This is a genomic window from Xylanibacter ruminicola Ga6B6 (assembly GCF_000687715.1).
Taxonomy (GTDB): Bacteria; Bacteroidota; Bacteroidia; order Bacteroidales; family Bacteroidaceae; genus Prevotella; species Prevotella ruminicola_B.
This window is the reverse complement of record NZ_JHXD01000005.1, coordinates 139,756-161,548: the sequence shown is the minus strand read 5'-3', so window position 1 is coordinate 161,548 and position 21,793 is coordinate 139,756. Positions and strand designations below refer to the sequence as shown.

The 21,793-nt window shown below is 51.1% G+C and carries 16 protein-coding genes and 2 pseudogenes; 13 read left to right on the top strand and 5 right to left on the bottom strand.

Annotated features, from left to right (window positions below; all coding sequences use genetic code 11):
- Nucleotides 1-79 precede the first annotated feature (79 nt).
- Nucleotides 80-184: a smalltalk protein gene (locus tag T500_RS16875; RefSeq protein ID WP_155267444.1), complete on the top strand. Its 105-nt coding sequence runs from the start codon at nucleotides 80-82 to the stop codon at nucleotides 182-184.
- Between the two features lie 52 nt (nucleotides 185-236).
- On the opposite strand, the gene T500_RS0105320 is transcribed toward T500_RS16875, so the two are convergent.
- Nucleotides 237-1,163 (bottom strand): LysR family transcriptional regulator, encoded by a 927-nt coding sequence (locus T500_RS0105320; protein ID WP_028907254.1) that lies wholly within the window; start codon nucleotides 1,161-1,163, stop codon nucleotides 237-239.
- A gap of 138 nt (nucleotides 1,164-1,301) precedes the next feature.
- Here T500_RS0105320 and T500_RS0105315 point away from each other — a divergent pair, with 138 nt between their 5' ends.
- The 11 genes and pseudogenes from T500_RS0105315 to T500_RS17280 all read left to right on the top strand — a co-directional run.
- Nucleotides 1,302-1,997 (top strand): 4Fe-4S binding protein, encoded by a 696-nt coding sequence (locus T500_RS0105315; protein ID WP_051611891.1) that lies wholly within the window; start codon nucleotides 1,302-1,304, stop codon nucleotides 1,995-1,997.
- Between the two features lie 192 nt (nucleotides 1,998-2,189).
- The gene (locus tag T500_RS0105310) at nucleotides 2,190-2,987 is read left to right on the top strand and encodes a metallophosphoesterase family protein (protein WP_230580857.1); all 798 of its coding nucleotides are present in this window, start codon (nucleotides 2,190-2,192) and stop codon (nucleotides 2,985-2,987) included.
- Nucleotides 2,962-3,660 (top strand): hypothetical protein, encoded by a 699-nt coding sequence (locus T500_RS0105305; RefSeq protein ID WP_028907251.1) that lies wholly within the window; start codon nucleotides 2,962-2,964, stop codon nucleotides 3,658-3,660. The genes T500_RS0105310 and T500_RS0105305 overlap by 26 nt, the downstream gene beginning before the upstream one ends.
- Before the next feature lie 113 nt (nucleotides 3,661-3,773).
- Nucleotides 3,774-5,429 (top strand): hydroxylamine reductase, encoded by a 1,656-nt coding sequence (gene hcp, locus T500_RS0105300; protein WP_028907250.1) that lies wholly within the window; start codon nucleotides 3,774-3,776, stop codon nucleotides 5,427-5,429.
- Between the two features lie 103 nt (nucleotides 5,430-5,532).
- Nucleotides 5,533-6,150 carry a Crp/Fnr family transcriptional regulator gene (locus T500_RS15245; protein ID WP_196243472.1) on the top strand — a complete coding sequence of 206 codons (618 nt, stop codon included), beginning with the start codon at nucleotides 5,533-5,535 and terminating at the stop codon, nucleotides 6,148-6,150.
- Between the two features lie 87 nt (nucleotides 6,151-6,237).
- On the top strand, nucleotides 6,238-6,783 hold the full coding sequence (locus T500_RS15240) for a hemerythrin domain-containing protein (protein WP_051611888.1): 546 nt from the start codon (nucleotides 6,238-6,240) through the stop codon (nucleotides 6,781-6,783).
- Nucleotides 6,784-6,790: 7 nt separating this feature from the next.
- Nucleotides 6,791-7,306 carry a pyridoxamine 5'-phosphate oxidase family protein gene (locus T500_RS0105285; protein WP_028907249.1) on the top strand — a complete coding sequence of 172 codons (516 nt, stop codon included), beginning with the start codon at nucleotides 6,791-6,793 and terminating at the stop codon, nucleotides 7,304-7,306.
- Between the two features lie 99 nt (nucleotides 7,307-7,405).
- Nucleotides 7,406-8,023 carry a NapC/NirT family cytochrome c gene (locus T500_RS0105280; protein WP_028907248.1) on the top strand — a complete coding sequence of 206 codons (618 nt, stop codon included), beginning with the start codon at nucleotides 7,406-7,408 and terminating at the stop codon, nucleotides 8,021-8,023.
- A 57-nt stretch (nucleotides 8,024-8,080) separates the two neighbouring features.
- The gene (nrfA, locus tag T500_RS0105275) at nucleotides 8,081-9,640 is read left to right on the top strand and encodes an ammonia-forming cytochrome c nitrite reductase (RefSeq protein ID WP_028907247.1); all 1,560 of its coding nucleotides are present in this window, start codon (nucleotides 8,081-8,083) and stop codon (nucleotides 9,638-9,640) included.
- Nucleotides 9,641-9,642: 2 nt separating this feature from the next.
- Nucleotides 9,643-10,389 (top strand): annotated as a pseudogene (locus tag T500_RS17435) (cytochrome c biogenesis protein ResB); the annotation flags it as partial.
- A 141-nt stretch (nucleotides 10,390-10,530) separates the two neighbouring features.
- Nucleotides 10,531-11,037, top strand: a pseudogene (locus T500_RS17280) (cytochrome c biogenesis protein); the annotation flags it as partial.
- Nucleotides 11,038-11,064: 27 nt separating this feature from the next.
- Here T500_RS17280 and T500_RS0105260 read toward each other — a convergent pair.
- Nucleotides 11,065-13,389 carry a beta-galactosidase gene (locus T500_RS0105260; RefSeq protein WP_155267443.1) on the bottom strand — a complete coding sequence of 775 codons (2,325 nt, stop codon included), beginning with the start codon at nucleotides 13,387-13,389 and terminating at the stop codon, nucleotides 11,065-11,067.
- A 132-nt stretch (nucleotides 13,390-13,521) separates the two neighbouring features.
- On the opposite strand from T500_RS0105260, the gene T500_RS0105255 reads away from it, so the two are divergent.
- Entirely contained in the window at nucleotides 13,522-14,391 is an 870-nt protein-coding gene (locus T500_RS0105255) for an AraC family transcriptional regulator (RefSeq protein ID WP_028907245.1), read from the top strand.
- Here the strand turns inward: T500_RS0105255 and T500_RS0105250 are convergent.
- The 3 genes from T500_RS0105250 to T500_RS0105240 are packed head-to-tail and all read right to left on the bottom strand — an operon-like array spanning nucleotide 14,382 to nucleotide 21,685.
- Nucleotides 14,382-17,045, bottom strand: a complete 2,664-nt coding sequence (locus T500_RS0105250) for a glycoside hydrolase family 2 TIM barrel-domain containing protein (protein WP_155267442.1) — start codon at nucleotides 17,043-17,045, stop codon at nucleotides 14,382-14,384. The genes T500_RS0105255 and T500_RS0105250 overlap by 10 nt on opposite strands.
- 6 nt (nucleotides 17,046-17,051) lie before the next feature.
- Complete coding sequence (locus tag T500_RS0105245; protein WP_028907243.1) at nucleotides 17,052-20,351, bottom strand: DUF5107 domain-containing protein; 3,300 nt, start codon at nucleotides 20,349-20,351, stop codon at nucleotides 17,052-17,054.
- Nucleotides 20,352-20,389: 38 nt separating this feature from the next.
- Nucleotides 20,390-21,685 carry an MFS transporter gene (locus T500_RS0105240; protein ID WP_028907242.1) on the bottom strand — a complete coding sequence of 432 codons (1,296 nt, stop codon included), beginning with the start codon at nucleotides 21,683-21,685 and terminating at the stop codon, nucleotides 20,390-20,392.
- Nucleotides 21,686-21,793: the final 108 nt, after the last annotated feature.

The window sequence follows — 21,793 nt, the reverse complement described above, 5'->3', positions numbered from 1 at the left end:
GGCAGCGACATGAACTAGCGGGTTGGGGCTTCGGCCCCACCCTTCACATGAAACATTAACAATTTAATCCATTAAAGCTATGACAAAGAAAGAGACGATTAAGTTTATCATTCAGATGATTGCGAGCATCGCAACAGCGATTGTAACGGCACTGGGCGCTACCAGCTGTATGGGTGCCCTGTAGAAATTTAAACCCTCAGGTTTCAAAACGAAGCCTGAGGATTGCTAGGGTGTTATCACAGCTTGATACCAAACTTAACTATCCGTTCATCCATCATTCCCTCGGGCATGAATCGGAGAAGCGTTTTTGTGATGGTATTGAGCATGGCCTGGCGGATGTAGTCCTCGCGAATGTAGAGCGACACACGGCGCTGCGACAGGTAATCGCCCTCGATACGGCGCACATTCTCGCGCTGCGCATCGCTCAGGAACGGCAGGTGCATCTCGGGGATGATGGTAAAACCACCATTCTCGTCAACGATACGTATCAAGGTATCGATACTACCGGCCTCGTACACCCTGCGGCCCTTGGTGCGTGCCTTGCAGAAGCTGAAGGCACTTTCGCGCAGGCACTGGGCATCGCGCATAATCCACATCCTCTCGTGCTCCAGATTCTCGGGGTGGAACACGGGCAGCTTGCGCCAGCAGTCGGCCGAGAGATACACCATAAAACGCTCGGTATAAAGCGGTATCTCGAGTATGCCCTGGTGGGCGTGGCCGCCAGTGGCGATAGCACCATCGATATGCCCCTGCAGCAGTTCGGCCAGCATGGCATCGCCCTTAAGCTCGTTAATAGTAAGCCGCACCTGCGGATAATCCTCGGTATAATAACGGATAAACTTGGGCAGGATATAGGGCGAGATGCTGGACGCAACACACAGGCGCAGATCGCCTGCCACATCGCCCTTGTCCTCGCTCACCAGCTCGTTGATGCGCTCGGCCTCGGCGATGGCACGCTCGGCCTGACGGATTACCTTCTCGCCAGCAATGGTGGGCGTAACGCTCTTGTTGCTACGCTCAAAAATGCGCACGTCGAGTTCGTCTTCCAACTTTACCAACATGGCACTCAGGGTGGGTTGCGAGATGCCTAAGGCGTCGGCTGCCTTGGCAAAACTACGGTAGCGATCGATGGCTACAATGTACTTTAACTGCTGTAATGTCATACGTTCCAGATATTTATAATAGATTACATCGATGCAAAGATAGATAAAATAATTCGTATATCTATCAAAATATGCGTAATTTTGCACCGTGAAATGATAAAAATGGTAAAAAGGTAACTATTTATTAAGGTAAAAAGTATGGCAAAACAATTTCATCGACACTTTAAAACGCCAGGAAAGCCACTGTACTGGATTATCATCGCTTATATCCTGCTGGGATGGTTTTTCCCTGTAATCGGACTGGCAGCAATCATCTGTATGGTTGGCCCCGTGCTGTTCAGCATCTGGAAAGGACGATGGTGGTGCGGCAATGTTTGTCCGCGAGGCAATCTGTACAGCCGCCTGCTGTCGAAATACTCGCCTCACCGCGAGATACCTAAGTTTGTGCGCACCTTCGGGTTCCGCCTGTTTATGGTGTTCTTTATCTTCACCATGTTTGGCATACAGCTGAGCTTTGTGCCCTGGAGCGAGGGCGGACTGGCCATGTGGGCTGGTATCGGCAAGGTGTTCTGGACCATTATCGTGGTAACCACCATCGTGGGTGTGGCGCTGGCATTCATCTATGCCCCACGCACCTGGTGTACATTCTGCCCCATGGGAACCATCTCGAACTGGGTGTCGCCCAAGCATGCACCGCTGCCCAAGGCATTTACTAATGTACACGTATCGAGCGCCTGCCAGATGAAGTGCAAGAGCTGTGCCCGCGTATGCCCCATGCAGCTGACGCCCTACGACTCGCGCGGTCAGGAATCGGGCTATCTGGATGCCGACTGCATCAAATGCGGCAAGTGCACCCTGGCCTGCCCCACGAAGATAATGAGCATGAAACATTAATACCAACACAATTATTTATATATAGCATAGAAATAATGCGAATGAAAGTCTCAGACATGATTGTATGTCTGAGATTTTTTGCCAACACAAATGTTAAATCATTCATTTTTGAACAGAATTCAGGATTTTTGGAACATCGACATATCGATTTTTCTACCTAAATTTGCAGCCGAAAAAATTAATATCAGGATAATGAAAAAATATGTTTTAATACTAACTACGTGCATGCTATCAGCGTGCGATGGGTTGTTCGACATCCATCCGTACGACGTGAAGTTTAGCGGCGAAACAGGCATCAATAAAAAGCAGATGGCTGTTATTGAGAGCCATTTTAAAAACAGCGACACCTTGCGCGTGGCATTTATCAGCGATACGCACCTGTGGCTATCTGATGCGCGCGACCAGGTGGCAGATGTAAACAAGCGCAACGTGGATTTTGTGGTACACTGTGGCGACCTGACGGATACGGCCACGGCCAAGGAGTATGAGTGGAGCAGAGACATCCTGCAGGGATTGAAAGCACCGTTTGTGGCCCTGATAGGCAATCACGACTATCTGGGCACAGGCGACCAATCGTACGGCGTGATGTATGGCGATAAGGACTTTTCGTTTATCGCCGGTCGTGTAAAATTTGTATGCCTGAACACCAACGCTACCGAGTACGACTATCTGGCAGCGGTACCCAACTTCGACTTTATGGAGGAGGAGATGGTGAAGGATTCGGCCCAGTTCGACCGCACCATCCTGGTGATGCACGCACCGCCTTACAGCGATCAGTTTAATAACAACGTGTGCAAGGCTTTTCGCCGCTACCTGGATTATTTCCCAGGTTTGATGTTTTGTGTTTACGGGCATAACCACGACGATGTGGTAGAGGATATCTATAACGATGGATTGCTATTCTACTCAATCGACTGCGCCCAGCACCGCAAATACCGCATATTCACTATAACACCCGACGGCTATGAAATGGAACATATTACTTATTAGTATCGCTCTGCAGCTATGCGCGCTGCCTGCATTGGCAAACGATAACGAGAGCCCCAGCACAGAAACGGCTCCCGCACCCGAACTGAGTGCTTACGAGAAGCACGTGCAACGCATGACCAGCAAATGGGCATCGCTGATACCCACACACATGGTGATACAGAATGCGGGCAATATGGGCATCGTGTCGGCAGGTATTGGCTGGAGCTACGGCAAGCGCCACCAGTGGGAATGCGACCTGATGTTTGGCTATATACCCATGCACGACTCGAACCGCGGCAAGCTTACATCGACGATAAAAGCCAACTACATGCCGTGGAATATCTGTCTGAACCCCAATGGCGATTGGAACAAAAAAGGCCGTTGGAACTTTGAGCCACTATCAGCCAGTTTGTATATCAACACGGTGTACGGTCATGAATTCTGGAGGAGCCAGCCTGGGCGTTATCCTGATAAATACTACGATTTCATGTCGACCAAATTCCGACTGAACGCAGCCATCGGTCAGCGCCTGACGTATGTGATTCCCCAAAGCAAGCGCCAACATCATAACCGCGTAACGCTGTTTTACGAGGTTGGCACCTGCGACCTATACGTACGCTCGATGTTCCAAACCAGTATCCCGCTAAAGGATATCCTTGGCCTGTCCATCGGCGCTAAATTCTATATGCTTTAAACTCAAATCGCGTTAAAATACCCAAAATGTAACATACGTTACCACGCGATAGTTAGAATAGGTATACTTTTGCGGCATTGATATTAATTAATAACGCAAAAGTATACATGATTATGAGCGAAAACAAAATGTTTTGTTACCAATGCCAGGAAACGGCAAAAGGTACAGGTTGCATCCTAATGGGTGTGTGTGGTAAGAAACCAGAAACTGCACGCTGGCAGGACTTGCTGCTGAGCGTGGTACGCGGCGTAGGGACAATCCAGCACGAGCTTACAAAGGCTGGCAAGAGTTGCGATGAACAAGTTACCAACTTTATTGTTGATGCCTTATTCAGCACCATCACCAATGCCAATTTCGACGACGAGGCTATCCTGAAGAAGGTAGCCAACGGTGTGGCTATCAAGAAGGTACTTATGGATATAGCCCACGATAAGGGACTTACACTCCCTGATTATGCCGAGACAAAATGGGCAGGCGACAAGGCCGACTACGCTGCCGAGGCTAACCGCCAATCAATCCTGCGCAACGCTAATGTCGACCTGCGATCGCTGAAGGAGCTTACCACACTGGGATTGAAAGGTATGGCTGCCTACTATGAGCACGCAGCACGACTGGGAAAGAAAGACCAAGAGATTGTTGACTTTATGTGCGAGGCACTTAGCATCATTACTAATCCCAATGCCGAGATGGGCGAGTTGTTAGATAATGTAATGAAGACAGGTAAATATGGTGTAAACGTAATGGCGCTGCTTGATGCCGCCAACACCGAAGCCTTTGGCAATCCCGAGGTTACCAGCGTGAACATCGGAGTAGGTAAGAATCCTGGTATTCTGATTTCGGGTCATGACTTGTCGGATATCAAACAGTTGCTGGAACAGACTGAGGGTACAGGTATCGACGTTTATACACACAGCGAGATGCTGCCAGCTCACTACTATCCCGAGCTGAAGAAGTACAAGCACCTGGTGGGTAACTATGGTAATGCCTGGTGGAAACAGAAGGAGGAGTTTGCCGCCTTTAATGGTCCGATAGTATTCACCACCAACTGTATTGTGCCTCCTGCTCCAACAGCTAACTACAAGGACCGTGTGTTTACCACTAACTCAACCGGTTACCCAGGTTGGAAGCACATCGCAGAAGGAGCCGATGGCAAGAAAGACTTCTCGGAGGTTATCGCCCTGGCCAAAAAGTGCGAGGCACCACAGGAGATTGAGACGGGTAGCATCGTAGGCGGATTTGCCCATGCTCAGGTATTCGCCTTGGCCGATAAGGTGGTTGATGCCATTAAATCGGGAGCCATCCGCAAGTTTGTAGTTATGGCCGGTTGCGACGGGCGTATGAAGTCGCGCAGCTACTATGAGGAGTTTGCCAAGGCTCTGCCAAAGGACACCGTTATCCTTACCAGCGGCTGCGCCAAGTATAAGTACAACAAGCTTAATCTGGGCGATATCGGCGGTATTCCACGTGTATTGGATGCCGGCCAGTGCAACGACTCTTACTCGTGGGCTGTAGTCGCGCTGAAACTGAAGGAAATCTTCGAACTCAACGATATCAACGATCTGCCCATCTTCTTCAATATTTCATGGTACGAGCAGAAGGCTGTTATCGTGCTGCTGGCGCTCCTCTCGCTCGGCGTAAAGAATATCCACATCGGTCCTACCCTGCCCGCTTTCGTTTCTGAAGGTGTACTCAAGGTTCTTGTAGAAACATTTGGTCTCGGAACCATCACAACAGTCGAAGAAGATATCGAGCGATTTGTTAAACAATAACATCCGGTTCGGTAATTACAGATTCTCAATAAAACATAAAATCCCAAGGCAGAACCTACATGCTTTGGGATTTTTTTCGTATTTTTGTCGCAAAATGACAGATATGGTAGATAAACTGATGCAGGCACCCATGTTTGAGAGGTGCGACAGGATGGTGCTTGACGACTTTTTGAGTACAGCCCACCACCGCATTCGCCGGAGAGATGCCGGAGAGATGATAGCCTACAGAGGCGACAAGTGTGACGAGGTGTTGCTATTAGTCGAAGGAGCAGCCTACAGCACTATGAGCGGCGACGACAAGGAGGTGGTGGTAGAGCAGTTTGAGGGGCCACTGATGCTGGCACCAGCCTTTGTGTTTGCCACCAAAAACGTGATGCCAGTAAACGTTACAGCCCAAACGCCCTGCACCATACTGTATATCAATAGGCACGATTTCATGGATCTGCTACATCGCGACAGCACACTGATGATGAACTTTATACAGATTATCTCCAACCGCTGCCAACGACTGAGCGAGCGCCTGAACGATTTTGCTGTGCAATCGCTGAAGGAAAGGGTAATGGACTATCTGCAGCAGCATCAGCGCATCGACAACGTTGGCTGGCTGAGCCGTGTGCTTGGTGTGGCCCGTCCGTCGCTATCTCGCATACTGTCGGAACTGAAGGCCGAAGGAGTGATAGAGCGCACGATTGATGGCATAGAACTAAAAAAAGGGCGTTAAAAATCCCAAAATGTAACATACGTTACCACACGATAATCATACAAGGTATACTTTTGCGCCATCGAAAGTATTAATTGAAAACGTAAGATGAAAGATTTTAAGCAAACAATGACCGAGGCCCAAGGGTGGCCGATGGACAAGCTGGTAGATTACATTATGGACAACTACCACGAGGGATGTGTGATGCGTGTGAACAGTATGCGCCATGAGGCTGAGATGCTGAAGAATCAGGAGGGTGCTGTGGATATGCAGCTCGTAGCAACGCTGCTGGGCGATAGTTTAGAAGACCTCTCGAACCACTTTCAGAAGGAAGAGAGCATTCTGTTTCCCTACATCTGCGAGTTGCAGATAACACTTGATGGCGGATACGAGGTACAGGCCTTTCATTGCGGTTCGGTTCAGTACCCCATCCGCGTGATGATGACAGAGCACGGCGGCGAGTTGGACCGCTACGATCGCATCATGGGCATCATGAAACAGCAGCAGGAGCCATTCGCATCGTCGGAGGCGGGCAAGCAGCTCACCAACAAGCTCACAGCCTTTACAGCTTGGCTTGGCGAACATATTAAACTGGAAGACGAAATACTATTCCCCCGTGCCATCGCGGCAGAGGGAATGCCAACAATAGAATAAAAGAAAAATGAGAAAAGTAAGCAGACAGATGGATGCCGCCTTTGCACTGGAGGTGCTGGACAAGGCTCCATACGTAACAGTAAGCATGACGCGCACCAACGGGACTCCTTACGGATTGCCCCTATCGCTGGCGCGTACCGACGAGAAAACGTTTTATTTCCACTGTGCCTTGGAGGGCGACAAGCTGGATTGCATAGCACATCATCCGACGGTATTCCTGTCGGCAGTTACCAAATGCGCGCCAACTGTAGGACCGAAGGACGGCAGTTTTACCCTGCAATTCAAATCGGCCACTGCCGTAGGTAAGGCTGAGCTGGTGACCGATCGCGAAGAGAAAATAGCCGGATTGCGCGCCATCTGCGAGCGATTCCTCCCCCACCACATGGACGCGTTTGATGATGCCATCGCCCGCAGCCTTGACCATACAGCCGTAGTTCGCATCACCCTGACCGAGCCCCCAGTTGGCAAGCGCAAACAGTACGACAAACAGGGCGAAGAGATGAAATACGGCCGTATGGAATAGCAAAATTTGCGAATTAACATCATTTTAGCCCAAAAAGTGGCTAAAAATTTGGAAGTTTAGAGTTTTATTCGTATATTGCACCCCAAATACCAATAACGAATGAAACTGAAAGATTTCTTTGCGTTTAAGGACTGGCTATCTTATCGACAGAAGGTGGGTTTGCTGGTTATAGCGGGCGTCGTATGCGGCCTCGGCGGATTGTTTATGTATCTGCTTAGGGCGCATACCTATTTTATAGGCGATAACCCGTCGGCCTGCGTTAACTGCCACATTATGACCCCTTACTACGCCACATGGAGCCACTCCTCGCACGGACGTATCGACGACCAGAAGAACGGTGCTACGTGCAACGATTGTCATGTGCCTCATCAGAACTTAGCTTTTTATTATGGTTTCAAGGCGGTAGACGGCTTGAAGCACACGGCTTATTTCGTGGGTCACATGGAGCATCAGGCTATCAAGGCCGAGACCCTGACTGGGCAGGTGGTAATGGATAACTGCATTCGTTGCCACACCCAACTAAACACCGAGTTTGTTAAGACAGGACGCTTGGGCTATATGCAGCAGCTGGCCACAGGCGGCAAGGTGTGTTGGGACTGCCATCGCAACGTGCCCCATGGCGGCATGAACTCGCTGATGGCCACCCCAAATGCCGAAGGCGTAACGCCGCTGCCACCCTCTCCAGTACCTGAGTGGCTACAGAAGATGATGGACTAAGGCAATTGATAATTGATAATTGATAATTGAAAATTGATAATTGAAAAAAAGAATATTATGGCTAAGCATTTGAAACAATGGCAAGGTTGGATTCTTTTCGGAGGATCGATGGCAGTGGTCTTTATCCTGGGACTGCTTGTTTCGTCGCTGATGGAGCGCAGAGCAGAGGTGGCCAGTGTGTTTAACAATAAACGTACAGTGTTCGAGGATGAGATCGTCGCACAGAACGAAAAGTTCAAAGCCGACTACCCACGTGAGTACGAGACTTGGGCGATGACAGAGGACACCACCTTTAAGTCGAAGTATAACTCGTCGCAGGAGGTGGATGTGCTCGAGCAGCGTCCTGAGATGGTAGTGCTGTGGGCTGGCTATGCCTTCTCGCGCCATTACAACACCCCTCGCGGACACAAACATGCCCTTGAGGATATGCGCAAAATTCTGCGTACAGGTAATCCAGGCATTGTGGTGAAGACTGCCGATGGACGTGACTCAATCGCTGGAGATATGCAGCCTGCTACCTGCTGGACTTGTAAGGGTCCCGATGTGCCACGCATGATGCGCGAACTGGGTAATGGTAAGGATCAGTTCTCTCCCGCCAACTTCTATGCCAAGAAGTGGAGCGAACTGGGTGCCGAAGAGGTGAACACCATTGGCTGCAGCGACTGTCACGATGCACGCACCATGGACTTGCGCCCTGCACGTCCTGCCCTTTACGAGGCCTTTGCCCGTCGCGGTCTGAATGTAAAGAACGCTACCCATCAGGAGATGCGTTCGCTGGTGTGCGCCCAGTGCCACGTGGAGTACTACTTCATCAAGCCTAACGACGAGAAGAATCCTGGCAAGGCCAACTATTTGGTATTCCCACACGACAAGGGTTTGACTTGCGAGGCTGCCGAGGAATACTACGACTCTATTGGTTTCTACGACTATATCCATCCACTGTCGGGTACCAAGATTCTGAAGGCTCAGCATCCTGGTTGGGAGATGTCGCAGCACGGCATCCACGCCCAGCGCGGCGTATCGTGTGCCGACTGCCACATGCCTTACAAGCAGGAAGGTGGCGTGAAGTTCAGCGATCACCAGATTCAGTCGCCATTGGCTAAGATTGATCGCACCTGCCAGACTTGTCACCGTCAGGATGCCGAGGTTCTGCGCCAGAATGTGTACGACCGTCAGGAGAAGTGTAACGAGGTGCGCAACCGTGCCGAGCAGGAACTGGCCCGTGCCCATTTCGAGGCTAAGTTCATCATCGACAAGGGAGCTACAGAGGCTGAGATGGCTCCTATCCAGGCTTTGTTGCGCAAGAGCCAGTGGCGTTGGGACTATGCCATCGCCTCTCATGGTGCTACTTTCCATGCGCCTCAGGAAGTTACCCGTCTGCTCTCCCACTCTGTCGACTATGCCCAGCAGGCCCGTTTGCTCATCGCCCGCGTAGCTGCCAAGCACGGATATCTGGGCGATATCCCTGTGCCCGACTATAGCACCAAGGCTAAGGCTCAGGCAGCCATCGGACTGGATATGCAGAAGTTGAACGCCAATAAGCAACGCTTCCTTGAGGAGATTGAACCTAAATGGATTCAGGAAGCTAAAAAGAACGGTAAACTGATTGAGATTTAAACATGTGGAATAAACCATGGACTATGAAAGAAGGCTTCCTCATTGGAGGAGGCCTTATCGTTGCAGGTCTGATGCTTGAACTGAGCGTGGGCCCTGTAGTTTGGGATGCATTTGCGTGGCCTTTAAACGGCCTTGTGTTGTCAGGCTTCTTTGTGATGTTAACAGCCATGGTGTACCTGCGCAACAAGGTGTATGCCTTTAAATGGATGACGACGTATCAAGCCGCCATCCCAACTATGGTATATGCCGTAGCACTCACCATCATTATGGGTGTTACGCGCCAACAAGTAAACGGCACGTGGATTTACAACATGCTGTCGTTCTGGCCCTTTGTACTCATCTATCTGTATATCACCGTTATCCTCGGACTTACTATCCACCGCCGATTACGCAAAATATTCAGAGGTGAGGGTTCGTTGAAACGCGACGTGCCCTTTATACTAAATCATCTTGGTTTGTTCCTTGCTCTCACCACCGCCACCCTTGGCTGTGCTGATATGCAACGCGTAAAGATGATTTGTGGCGTTGGCGAACCTGAATGGCGAGTGCTTACACAAGAGCAAACTATCAAGGAGATGCCGATAGCCATCGAACTGAAGAAGTTTACCATGGAGACGTACGACAACGGCAGCCCCAAACGCTATGCCTCTGAAATACAGATACTCACCCAATCGGGCAAAAACATCGAAACCATCGTAGAGGTAAATAAGCCCTACGAGATAGACGGTTGGAAAATATATCAATACGGCTACGACACACAGATGGGCGCCCAGAGTCAGATAACGATACTGGAACTGGTGAGCGACCCGTGGCTGCCTTGGGTTTATGCAGGTTTTTATATGATGTTGGCAGGAGCTGCGCTGATGACGCTAGAAGTATTATATCGCAGATTGAAAACAGCTACGCGCAAGGCGCTTGGGTGGTACTTCTTCTTCGGCGTCTGCGCCTCGTTCTTTGCCTATTTCTTCTTCGATAGTTACAACACCAAGACACTGGTACCAGCCCTGCAGAGTCCGTGGTTTGCGCCCCACGTGTTTGTGTATATCTTTGCCTATTGTCTGCTTGGCATAGCTGTAGTCATCGCCTGGTGGAAACAAGTTGACGATCTTGTGTATGTAAGCTTTGCCTTCCTTACCATTGGCATGCTGTTTGGTGCTCTTTGGGCCAAGGAGGCTTGGGGCCACTACTGGTCGTGGGACCCCAAGGAAACCTGGGCCGCCATCACTTGGATAGCCTATCTCATCTACATCCACTACCGAAGGCTGCCTCAACAGCGCAACCGTCTGGCATTCTGGATGCTCATTGGTTCGTTCGTCCTCCTACAAATGTGCTGGTGGGGCATCAACTATCTGCCCTCAGCCCAAAGCTCAAGCGTACACGTTTATAGCACAGACTAATCCACGAAGTGCTTGGCCTGAAATGCTTCATAATTTAATGTTGAACTTGTATTCGGGAATAACTTCTACGTTTTTAATTTCTACAACAGGACCATTGGCAAAATCGGGAACAGCCTTTTTGGGCAGATCGCCTAAGAAAGGGGCGTTCTTTCGCAGCGGACGGAAATAGAACGTCAGCGGGTCGGTCTTTAAATCGTTGGCATAGCGCTTCAAACCAATCGTCCAGGGCTCGCCATGATAGAACTCATCCTGCACCAACTGGCCCTTCATAAAGGCCATAGCTACATCGCCCACGTAATTTATACGGAGGAAATATTCCTGCACCTGTGAGGCGGCCTGCTGTGTAACGCTTACCGACATGCGACGGGGGCCGGCTTTCTTTACCTCGAACTGGGGCGTAACAGGTGCTACGCTGGCTGTCTGAGTCTTAAAGCCCTGCTTGCTAGGATACACCACATAGTTTACCTGATGGTTGCCAAGGCTTAACAGCGTGGCGCCATCAGCGGCAGGCAGCACGGTGGCATCGGTTATCAGCAAACGGCCGTTAACCTTGAGCGCATTCAGCGCCTGCTGACGGGTAAGCGTGGTAACCTTGATACCTTTATAAGTAAAGGTACTCTTAAAGCCAGCTACTGGGCGGAAGGTACGTCCACCAGCAAACACAAACTCAGGCTTAACACCCTCGGGGGCAAAGAAGAAATAGTGAGGTGTGCCCTTAATTCCCGACGTGCCGTCGCCTACCCGTGGCCTTTCCGAAATCTTCGTCAGCAGCTGGGCTGTGGCATACTTTAGCAACTTGCCGTCCATATCAAGGTTGAATGGCAGAATCATGCTTTCGTCCTTGGGGAGTGTAACTGGGATAGATATTGTTTCGTTTTTTAAGTTCAATTTTACGATGCCCGACTGGTCGTGGCGCAGGGTGTCGTGATCCTGAAAGTTGACCATAAACAGGAATCCACTGCCATCCTTGATGCGGGCGGCATAGCGCAGATGCTCGCGGTTGTCGGGCGTCATCTGCTGCCAATCGGCAGGCAGAACGGGTTCCATAGGGGCTAGCAGATGGCCGAAATCGGCCAGAAAGGTGTGCAGCAGTCGCAGATTGCGATACATCTTACCTTCCAATCCGAACTCGCCGATAGGTGCCTGGAAATCATAGCTTACCTTAGGCATACCCATAGGCTCGTCCTGGAACGAGCCCACGCCACCAATCTGCTTGGGCGTGCTGCCACCATGATACATGTAATAGCCAATGCCGTTGCTACCGCTGCCTAAGGTGCGCACCATAAGGCCCTCGGCGGCCTGAGCCGTTACTATCGGACGCGCGCCATAAATCATCTGTATACCAGCGCCCATCTCGGCACAAAACGAGGGGTAATCTTCAGGGTTATAACGCGTAGGCGCATAATCGGCCTCCTTTGTTAAATCCTTAAACATCAGGAATCTAGACATATGAGGTTTAGCCCAGAACGGGTATGTATAGGCCGCTGTAACAGGGATGGCCTCGCCCTCGATAACAGCCGCATTACCCCACCCTGTGGCGGTGTAGAAAGGCACATCGATACCAGCCTCAACGGCCATCTTTTTAAGCAGTTGCATATGCAGGTTACCCATCTCGGCACCTGTGGCCTTACGCGCCTGATTGCCCACACCTATCATGGCCTCGCCGGCATTGTAGCTGGCTGCTGTATTATCTTTGGGCTCGCCAGCATAGGTAATGGCCCATGGGGCAGCCGAATGCTGCATCTCGTTCTCCACCTGACAGCCGATAATCGGTCCGCCATCCTTGTAATACAGGCCCTGCAACTGCTTGCCAATCTCGGTATAGAGTCGCTTAACAATTTTCAGGTATTCGGGATCGTTACTGCGCACCTCCAAGGGCTTGGCAAACAGCCAGTCGGGGAATCCGCCACTTCGAATCTCGCCATGGCAGAACGGACCGATACGCACAATCACAGCCATATCGTGCTTTTTACAAAGCTCGATAAATCGGCGCAGATTACGCTGACCATCCCAACGGAACTGCCCCTCAACCTCCTCGTGCAGGCTCCAGAACACATAGGTAGGAATAACGGTCACGCCACCCGCCTTCATCTTCAGGATCTCCTCTTCCCACTGCTCGGCCGGGTAGCGGCTGTAGTGGAACTCGCCCATCACGGGGATAACAGGACGGCCTGCCATCTCCATATAAAAACTGTTTACATCTATACGCTCGCCCTGCGGGTTTACACCACCCATACGCAGGTGGTTGCTACGTATCGCCTTTGGCTGCGCAGGCTCGGTAAGCTGGTACACCTGCTGTGCCCTTACCGTAGCACAGAGTCCCAACACAGCTATCACAAAAATCTGTTTCATTATTATTTGTTATTATTTGGATGCAAAGTTACAACATTAAAAATATATACACATGGACAATAACATCCTGCAATATGGACTTTTTTACGATTAAATTTGTATAATTCGCGGCTTTTGCGTATTTTTGCGGCGATGATTAAGAAGAAAGACGGTTTCCAGGGCGAACAGATGGTGGTGCTGCCACCTGTGCTGATAGAGATGGAAGAGCGCGACGAGCTCTGCCAGAGTTTGTATATCACCGATATCGGCTATTATCCCAAGGCCGAACACCATCATCGCACACGCGAGAAAGCTATCCCTCAGTATGTGCTGATATACTGCGTGGAGGGCGATGGCTGGTACCAGGTGGATGGCCAGCAGCACCAGGTAACCAAGAACCAGTACTTTATTCTGCCTGCCCATAAACCGCATGCTTACGGCACCCAATACAGCTGGACCATCTACTGGGTACACTTTGCAGGCACGGCAGCCCATGTGTATGCCCAAGGTGCCGCCACACCACAGAGCATTAACGTAGCCATCAACTCGCGCATAGGCGAGCGCCTGAACATCTTCGAAGAGATACTTACCACGCTGCATGCCGGCAAGGAGCTCGAGGATATGCGCTATGCCAGCAGTCTGCTGCACCACTTCCTGGCATCTATGCGTTATTTAGGTCAGTTCCGCCGCGCCAAGGCCGAGGCACCTACCGACATTGTTGATCAGGCCATACACTACATGCGCGAGAATATCGAGAACCGCATGATGATGGACGACGTGCTGCGCTACGTGGGCTACTCGCAAAGCCACTTCAACACCCTCTTTAAAAAGAAAACGGGTGTTAGTCCTATCACCTATTTCAACCGTCTGAAAATAGAACATGCCTGTAGGCTGTTACGCACTACAGACATGAAGATCAATATGATTTGCTATAAAGTAGGCATCGAAGATCCGCTCTATTTTTCGCGATTGTTCTCCAAACTCATGGGCATGAGTCCTACCGATTACCGCAATCAGTTGTAGATCGAGTTGGCATCCGTCTTGCTATCGATAGCCTTCTCCAGAATCAAACTACGCACATCAGCCTCTGAGAGCTGCATGGCAGGCTTAAAGGCATCGCTCAGCATGTACTGCACCAAGCTGTACTGCATCTGGCGCAGCTCTGGCAGATGGGCATCAGTCAGCAGGTCGATGCTCGAGAATATCAAGCTGCCCTTGCCCACCTTAGCCTCGAATACCTGAGCCAAACGGCGGTTGTTCACAAAGTTATCTACACTCTCAACGATAGGCTGAACGGGTGCGATGCTGTCGAGCACCATCACGCGACTGCGCTTAACCAGATTCCACCACTGCCAGTTGCTGTGCATCTCGGTGGGGAAGTTAGCCAAAGCCGGGTGCTGCGGGTTGCACAGCAAGCCCATGGTGCCAGCCTGTTTGGGGAAGTGAACCGGGCTCCAGAATACAGGTAGGAACTTACCTTCCAATCCCTTGATGGTCGCAGTCTTTGGCGATAGCAGCACCTTCTTGCCTTTCTTCAAGGCCTTCATGGCCTCATCCACATCGGCTGTAACCACCAACTTTTCACTATTCACTTTTAGTTTTTCACTTATATCGGGATATACCCAGATGTTCCAGCGATTTTTCCAAGGCGTATCTTTGATAGCTACCACCAACTCCATGCGCTCAGCCTTTTCTATCTTGTCTAAGGCTATGGCAATCTCGCTGCCAGTCCCCTCGGCATAGGTATCGCCAGCCTCGTCGTTCAGCTGCCAGCTGATGGTTTTATCGGCCATACTCTCAAAGCTGTAGTTGGCAATATCTACCTTGGCCGTAAACGTCTCGTCGGCCTTCCACACAGCTTTATCAAACTGAGCCAGAGGCACTACGGGCGCACAAGCCTCGCGGAATCGCTGTGGCTCTACCAAACCCTTGCTGTCCCAGAAAGCATCCAGCAGTCCTACCAAAGCCGTTCCCTGCCCGGGGAAATCATGCAGGTCCAGCAGTTGGAAACCACTCTGCTGTGGCGTTTTCAAGGCACGCTCAATCTCCTCCTTATAAAGGATAGCAGCCAACTTGCCCGAGGCCTTCAAGAAATCGTCGGCACGATGCAGCAAGCCCTTCTGCTGCAGGTCGTTGCGGATTGCCTTAAAGTTCAGCGGATTGAGCACGCCCGTGTACTTATCAATCTCCTTGACGTTCGGATACACGCTGTACTGCCCTATCTCGTGACTTACCAACGGCACGGTGATATCCTTGGCAGCCTGGCGATAGTCGCTCTTAAAATCGGGCACACGCTCATCAAACACACCCTGACCACGCACCCATCCGTTGTCCGTCCACTGGGTGATAAAGATATCATCCTCGGGCTCCTGCTTCACGCCGTGCCCTTTCTCAAAGGTAAAGGTAGATGTAACGTACAGGTGTCGTGGATCCTGCTGCTTCATGTAATGCGTCAGCTGGTTCAGGAACTCGAAGTCGGGCTGCAGCTCGTTACCACAGCTGATGATGCACAGCGATGGGTGATTGCCGTAGTTGCGGATGATGTTGTTGAACTCCTGATACAGGAACTTGGCTGTAGCCGAATCCTGATTGACCGTAAGCGACCAGTTAGGCAGCTCCACCTGACAGTAGAATCCCATCTTATCCGCCACGCGGAAGGCAGCCTCAGGCGGGCACCACGAGTGGAAACGCAAGTGGTTCAGGCCATACTCACGGGCGGTGGTAAACACCTTCATCCAGCCGCGCTCGTCGGTTGGTGGTGTGCCTGTTAGTGGGAATATGCAGCACTCTAATGTGCCACGTAGAAAGGTAGGATGCCCATTAATCAGCAGTCGGTTCCCCTCTGCTTTAAAGCTGCGCATACCAAAGCTAACGGTTTTGGTTTGTCCGCCCGCCATCACACTCAGGGTGTAGAGCTGCGGATTAAACTCGCTCCACAGCTGTGCATCGGCCATCGGCAGTACATACTCGCCTGTAGCCACCTTGGTAGGTTTCACCGCCTGTCCATCCAGCATAAACAGCGGTTCCTTCTTAGCATCCAGCAACGCCAATTTGATGCGCGCCTGCTGTTTGTCCACATCAGGATACACCTGCACATCGCTCACGACAGGCGCCACGCTCAGCTCCATACGTCCCAACACACCGTTCCACATAATCTGCGTGTCGTTGGTGTACGAATGAGCCAGATTATCAACCGATATATCGTGTAGTTTGTTGTTGGCGATCGTCAATGTCAGCGTGTGCTTGCCCGCAGCCAGACCATCCTTCATATCAAAGAGGTGTGGCGTGGTCAAGCTCTCCTGCATCTGTCCCAAGTCCACGCCATCTATCATCACGCGGCTGCGCCACATCACGCGCTCCAGCAGCAGCTGTAGAGGTTTGCCAGCCATCTCCTGAGGGATGGTGATATCGCGCTCGTAAGTAGCCGTGCCGATGTACGAGTGGTTACGTGTCAGTCGCGACAGCTGCGGCTTTTGTAGCGCAGGCTGCAGCGTATTAGGCGTACCAATGCCAGCCCCATCAAGCGTGCCAGGCAGGGCGATAGGCTGCACCATACCGGTGCCAAGCCTAACCTGCCACTGGCCACTCAAGTTCATGGTTTGCTGTGCCGACGCCGCCAGCACACACAAACACGACAGAAAACATACTATACCTTTTATACCAATACCTTTAATCATATCACGTTAGTTGTTTTCGGCGGCCATGAGGGTTCGGAACTGGTGGGCGCCTAGGTGATTATTATCCATTTCTTCTACCTGGCGCAGGTAGCGCTCGGCCTTTGCCTTATCGCCCATGCCGTAATAGCCCAGGGCGAGCATGTACAGGCAATGGATGCGATTCAACTCGTCGAGGTCGCCTTCCCATACCAGCAGGTCGGGCAAAGACACGGCAAAGTAGTCCATCACCACATGGTCGAAGAGGTGCTGCTTGCCGTAGTTGATGAGCTTATGGAACAGCGAGCGGGCCTTATCCTCCTGACCGAGCTTGCGGTAGCACAGGGCGGCATAGAAGATTTTATCGGGCTTGGCATCGTTGTAGTACATGGCAGCTGCGGGCTCGGTGGGGCCTACGGTGCCTTCCTCATATCGCCCCAGGAAGTAGAGAAAATCGTTATCCTGCGAGCCATAGAGCTTGCCCTCGCCCAAATGATGTGGGAACACCAGGCACTCCTCCAGCAGCTGCTTGGCGCGCGCATCGTTGGCATCCTTAAGCAGCAGCTGTTTGGCAATCTCCAAACGACACATCTGATACTGACCGCTCACCTTGCCTTCGCCACCCTCCCAAGGATGGAAGATGCGGTTATCAATCAATTGCTTAGCCTCCTGGTAGCGGCCCAGCATGTTGAGCAGGGTGGCCTGTTCGAGAACGAGGTCGTCGCGGCGCTCTATCAGCTCGGCATGCTGCTCGTAGAAAGCCAGGCGCTGGGCATGCGGACGGTGCAGGCGCTTGTAAAGCTGGTCGAGCTCCATGAAGATGCGCTCATCGTTCTCATCGAGGTGGAAGGCTTTCTCCATGTATTCGAGGGCCTGCTCATGGTTACCCTGCTTGTTAAAGCGTGCGAGCGCCAGGTTGCGCCATACGGTTGGGAAGGTAGGATCGAGACGGGCCGAGAGTTCCCAATTCTCGATAGCCAAATCGTACTGGCGCTTGTCGTAATACAGACAGCCCAGATAGTAAGCCGCCTTGGGATCGCCGAACATCTTAAATGCCTCGAGCATACGTGCATCTTCTAATCGGTTAGGGAAGCAATAATCGGGAGCTGCCGCCATAGCCTTGTTGACATACTCCTTTACATCGGCCAAACTCATAATATTTGCCAGATAGTAATAGGTGAGTGGCGACTCCTCTACCCCACGCTTGATGGCGGTTTGCAGCACCAGCGCAGCCTCGCTTTTCAAACCGGCCTGCGTATAATCGAGGGCTGTTTCGTGGTAATTATAGATGTTGCCGTGCATGAGTTCTACCATGCGATCGAGTGGCGCGTCACAGCCCGTGAGCAGGTGCTCCTCAACCATGCACACATAATTGAATGGATCGATGGTGTACGACTCCTGAATCCAAGCCAAAGCCTCATCTTTTCTACCCAGTTTGCGCAGCACAGCAGCCTTCATGGCGCGTGCCTTATGGTTGTGACTGTTGCTAATGAGGGCGCGATTGAGTTCACAGAGCGCATCCTCCCATTTCTCGGCAGCGATGCTGATGCAGGCGGCCTCGAAATAGCCGGCATCGGCCCAACCCTTGTTCCAGGTAGATTTCCAGAAGCAATTGTAGGCCACACCATACTGCCCCAGCAGCTTATTAACCACGCCCAGATAAAACAGCGCCTCGCCATCGTAGGGGTTGGGATTGCGACGTTTCTGCACCTTTACGGCTGTTTCGAGATAGCCTTTAGCCTTATCGAAACGGGCACGGCGCAGGTACCACAGGCCCATCTGCATGTTGCAGCGATAATCCATAGGATCGCGACGCAGGGCCTCCTCGTAATAATCGAGTGCGCTCCAGGTGGCGTGGCGGTACTGCTCAAGGTGCAAACCTGTGAGGTAAAGCTGATCGATGGTCTTGGTGTCCTGTGGCGAGAGCGCAGCCTCGGCAGCATCAGGAATAGGACGGATTTCGTCGGCCTCGGCATGCCACTCTAACAGCGGGTACATACGGGGATTCTCAGGACGATCGATAGTCAAGAACATATCGCTAAACTGCGCATCCTGGGTATCCACCGTCTCAATGAGCACCTGCTCGGGCGAGAGGGTTACCACCTGATTATAATACTCATGCCCATATTTATCCTCAAGCACTATCCTTACCTCCTTCTTCGAAGTGGCCAGAATCTTAAACGTGATATGTGTATCATCAGTCTGCTCGATGTTCATCACGAAATCCTTAGAGGCCTGTTTTACTATTCCCACCTCGCGATAAGGCATAAAATACTGCACAAACTGTTTTTCCTCGTATGGCATCAGCCAAGCGAAGTCGGGCTGGTTCTCGGTATAAACACCTGCCATCAGCTCGATATAGGGACGGAAGCCTTCGCGGTAGATATGCCACTGAGCCATCTCCTCGGGTGTAGCCTCATCTGTGAGGTTGCGGTCCCAAGCGCGACCAAAGTCGCCATTACCCCAAGTCCATTGTTTCTTGCCTGGCGAGTAGTGGTGACTGGCCACATGCAGCATGCCACCCTGGGTATCGTTCTCGTAACCACCCTCGAAATCGAAGCGTGAGTTTATGCCCATATAGCTGGTGGGTACGAAGATATTCTTATAGTTAGAGATATCAACACCTGCCGAATAGTCCATCTTATAATAGGTGCCTGTGGCGATGGGGAACGACGAAACGGCACGCTTACCATGATCGAACACGGCATTGATATCGGGTGGAAACACACTCTGGTAGGCATCGTTAACCTCAACGGCTGGGTTGGCCCACCACAGGAAGGTCTGAGGCAGATTGGTGCGATTGCTGACGCGACCCTGAATTTCGAGATAAGCACAACCAGGGCGCAGGGTAAAGCCTGCCATACCCTTTTGGTGGAACATACGCTCCATCTCGTTTACCCATACGGTGATAGAGCCATCCTGGTTCTCGACAATGGTGCTATCAACGGGCATGTAGGTGGATGGACGATGGTGCTGGGGCCAGTTAAACTCGATACCACCGCTAATCCAAGGACCAGCCAAGCCTACCAAAGCGGGCTTAATAACATGATTATAATACACAAAGTGGCGCTGCTTAATCTTATCGTAAGCCATCTGCACACGCCCGCCCAGTTCGGGCAGTATCATCACCTTGATATACTCGTTCTCGATATAAACGGCCTTATACTCCTTATCCACCTTCTCGTCGCTCATTGTCTCGATAACAGGATAAGGATATACCACGCCACTAGAACCCTGATAAACACGTTTTTCCAGGAACATCGGGTTCTTTTCGGGCTTTCCTACTTCGTAGGTAGGAATAGTCACGATTTCTCTCCAAGCTTTTACCATCTCTATATTTACAATTTTACTATTTACAATTTATATGGTTATTTTACCAATTCTTTTTCCAAATCCTCCAGACTCTTGCCTTTGGTTTCGGGACAGTTGCGCAGCAGATAGATAAAGGCACACACGCAGATGCCGCTATAAATCCAGAACGTACCGCTACTGCCTAAGGCCGCATTCATGGATGGGAACGAGAAGGTAAGCGTACAACAGCCCACCCAAAGGGCAAAAGTACACGTAGCCATGGCGATGCCACGCACACGGTGTGGGAATATCTCGGCCAGCAGCGTCCACGTAACAGGGCCTAACGTCATGGCATACACAGAGATAGCAGCCACTACCAGGGCTACCATCAGCATGCCCGTAAGGCCCATAAAGTAGCAGGTGCCAAGGGTGAGGTAAATCAGTCCCAGTCCGCCGGCACCAATCAGAATGAGCGTACGGCGGCCCCACTTCTCGATGGTATAGAGTGCCACAAACGTAAACACCACATTGGCGATACCTGTAATCACAATATTGATAAACATACCATCCACATCGAAGCCTGCACCCACAAAAATCTCCTGAGCGTAGTTAAAAATCACGTTGGTGCCACACCACTGCTGGAACACGGCTATAACCAAACCCAACAGCAAAACCTTGCCATATTTGTGCTGGAACAATTCGCCAAAACCAGCCTCGCGCTTCAGCGAGCCATCGGTTTTACCCTGCTTTAATGCCAAATACACGGGGCTCTCGGGTATGAAGAAACTCATCAGCAGGAACAATGCTGCAGGAGCTGTTTCGGCCCAGAACATCCAGCGCCAGCCCCACTCTACATTCCACGCCTGACTCTCGGCTACAGCCGTATCACGCGCCAAAAGCATGTTTACGATTTGCGCACCAAGTATACCAAGCACAATGGTCATCTGGTTCAGACTCACCATGCGTCCGCGGATCTCGGCCGGACTCACCTCGGCAATATACATAGGTGCCAAGGCCGAAGCCACACCGATGCCTATACCACCCACAAAACGGGCAATATTAAATAAGGTGAAATCATTGAACAAGCCCGTGGCGATGGCCGATACCGTAAACAGTACTGCCGATGTCATCAACAGCGGTTTGCGACCGTACTTATCGGCAGCGGCACCTGCCACCATCGCGCCTACCAGACAACCAATCAAGGCCGTAGTCATAGCTACACCTTGCATTAAAGGCGAATGGCTAATGGCAAAATACAACTCATAAAACGGTTTGGCACCGCCTATCACCACCCAGTCGTAGCCAAAAAGCAGTCCGCCCATGGCCGACACGGCGCAGATGAAATACAGAAAACCTTTGCTATATCCTTGCATATCTATCATGTTTTTAATTACTCGCTGCAAAGGTAATGCATTTCCCATTCAAAACACATAGAAAAAATAATGATTATATATGGATTATTTTACGGAATAAAAAAAACA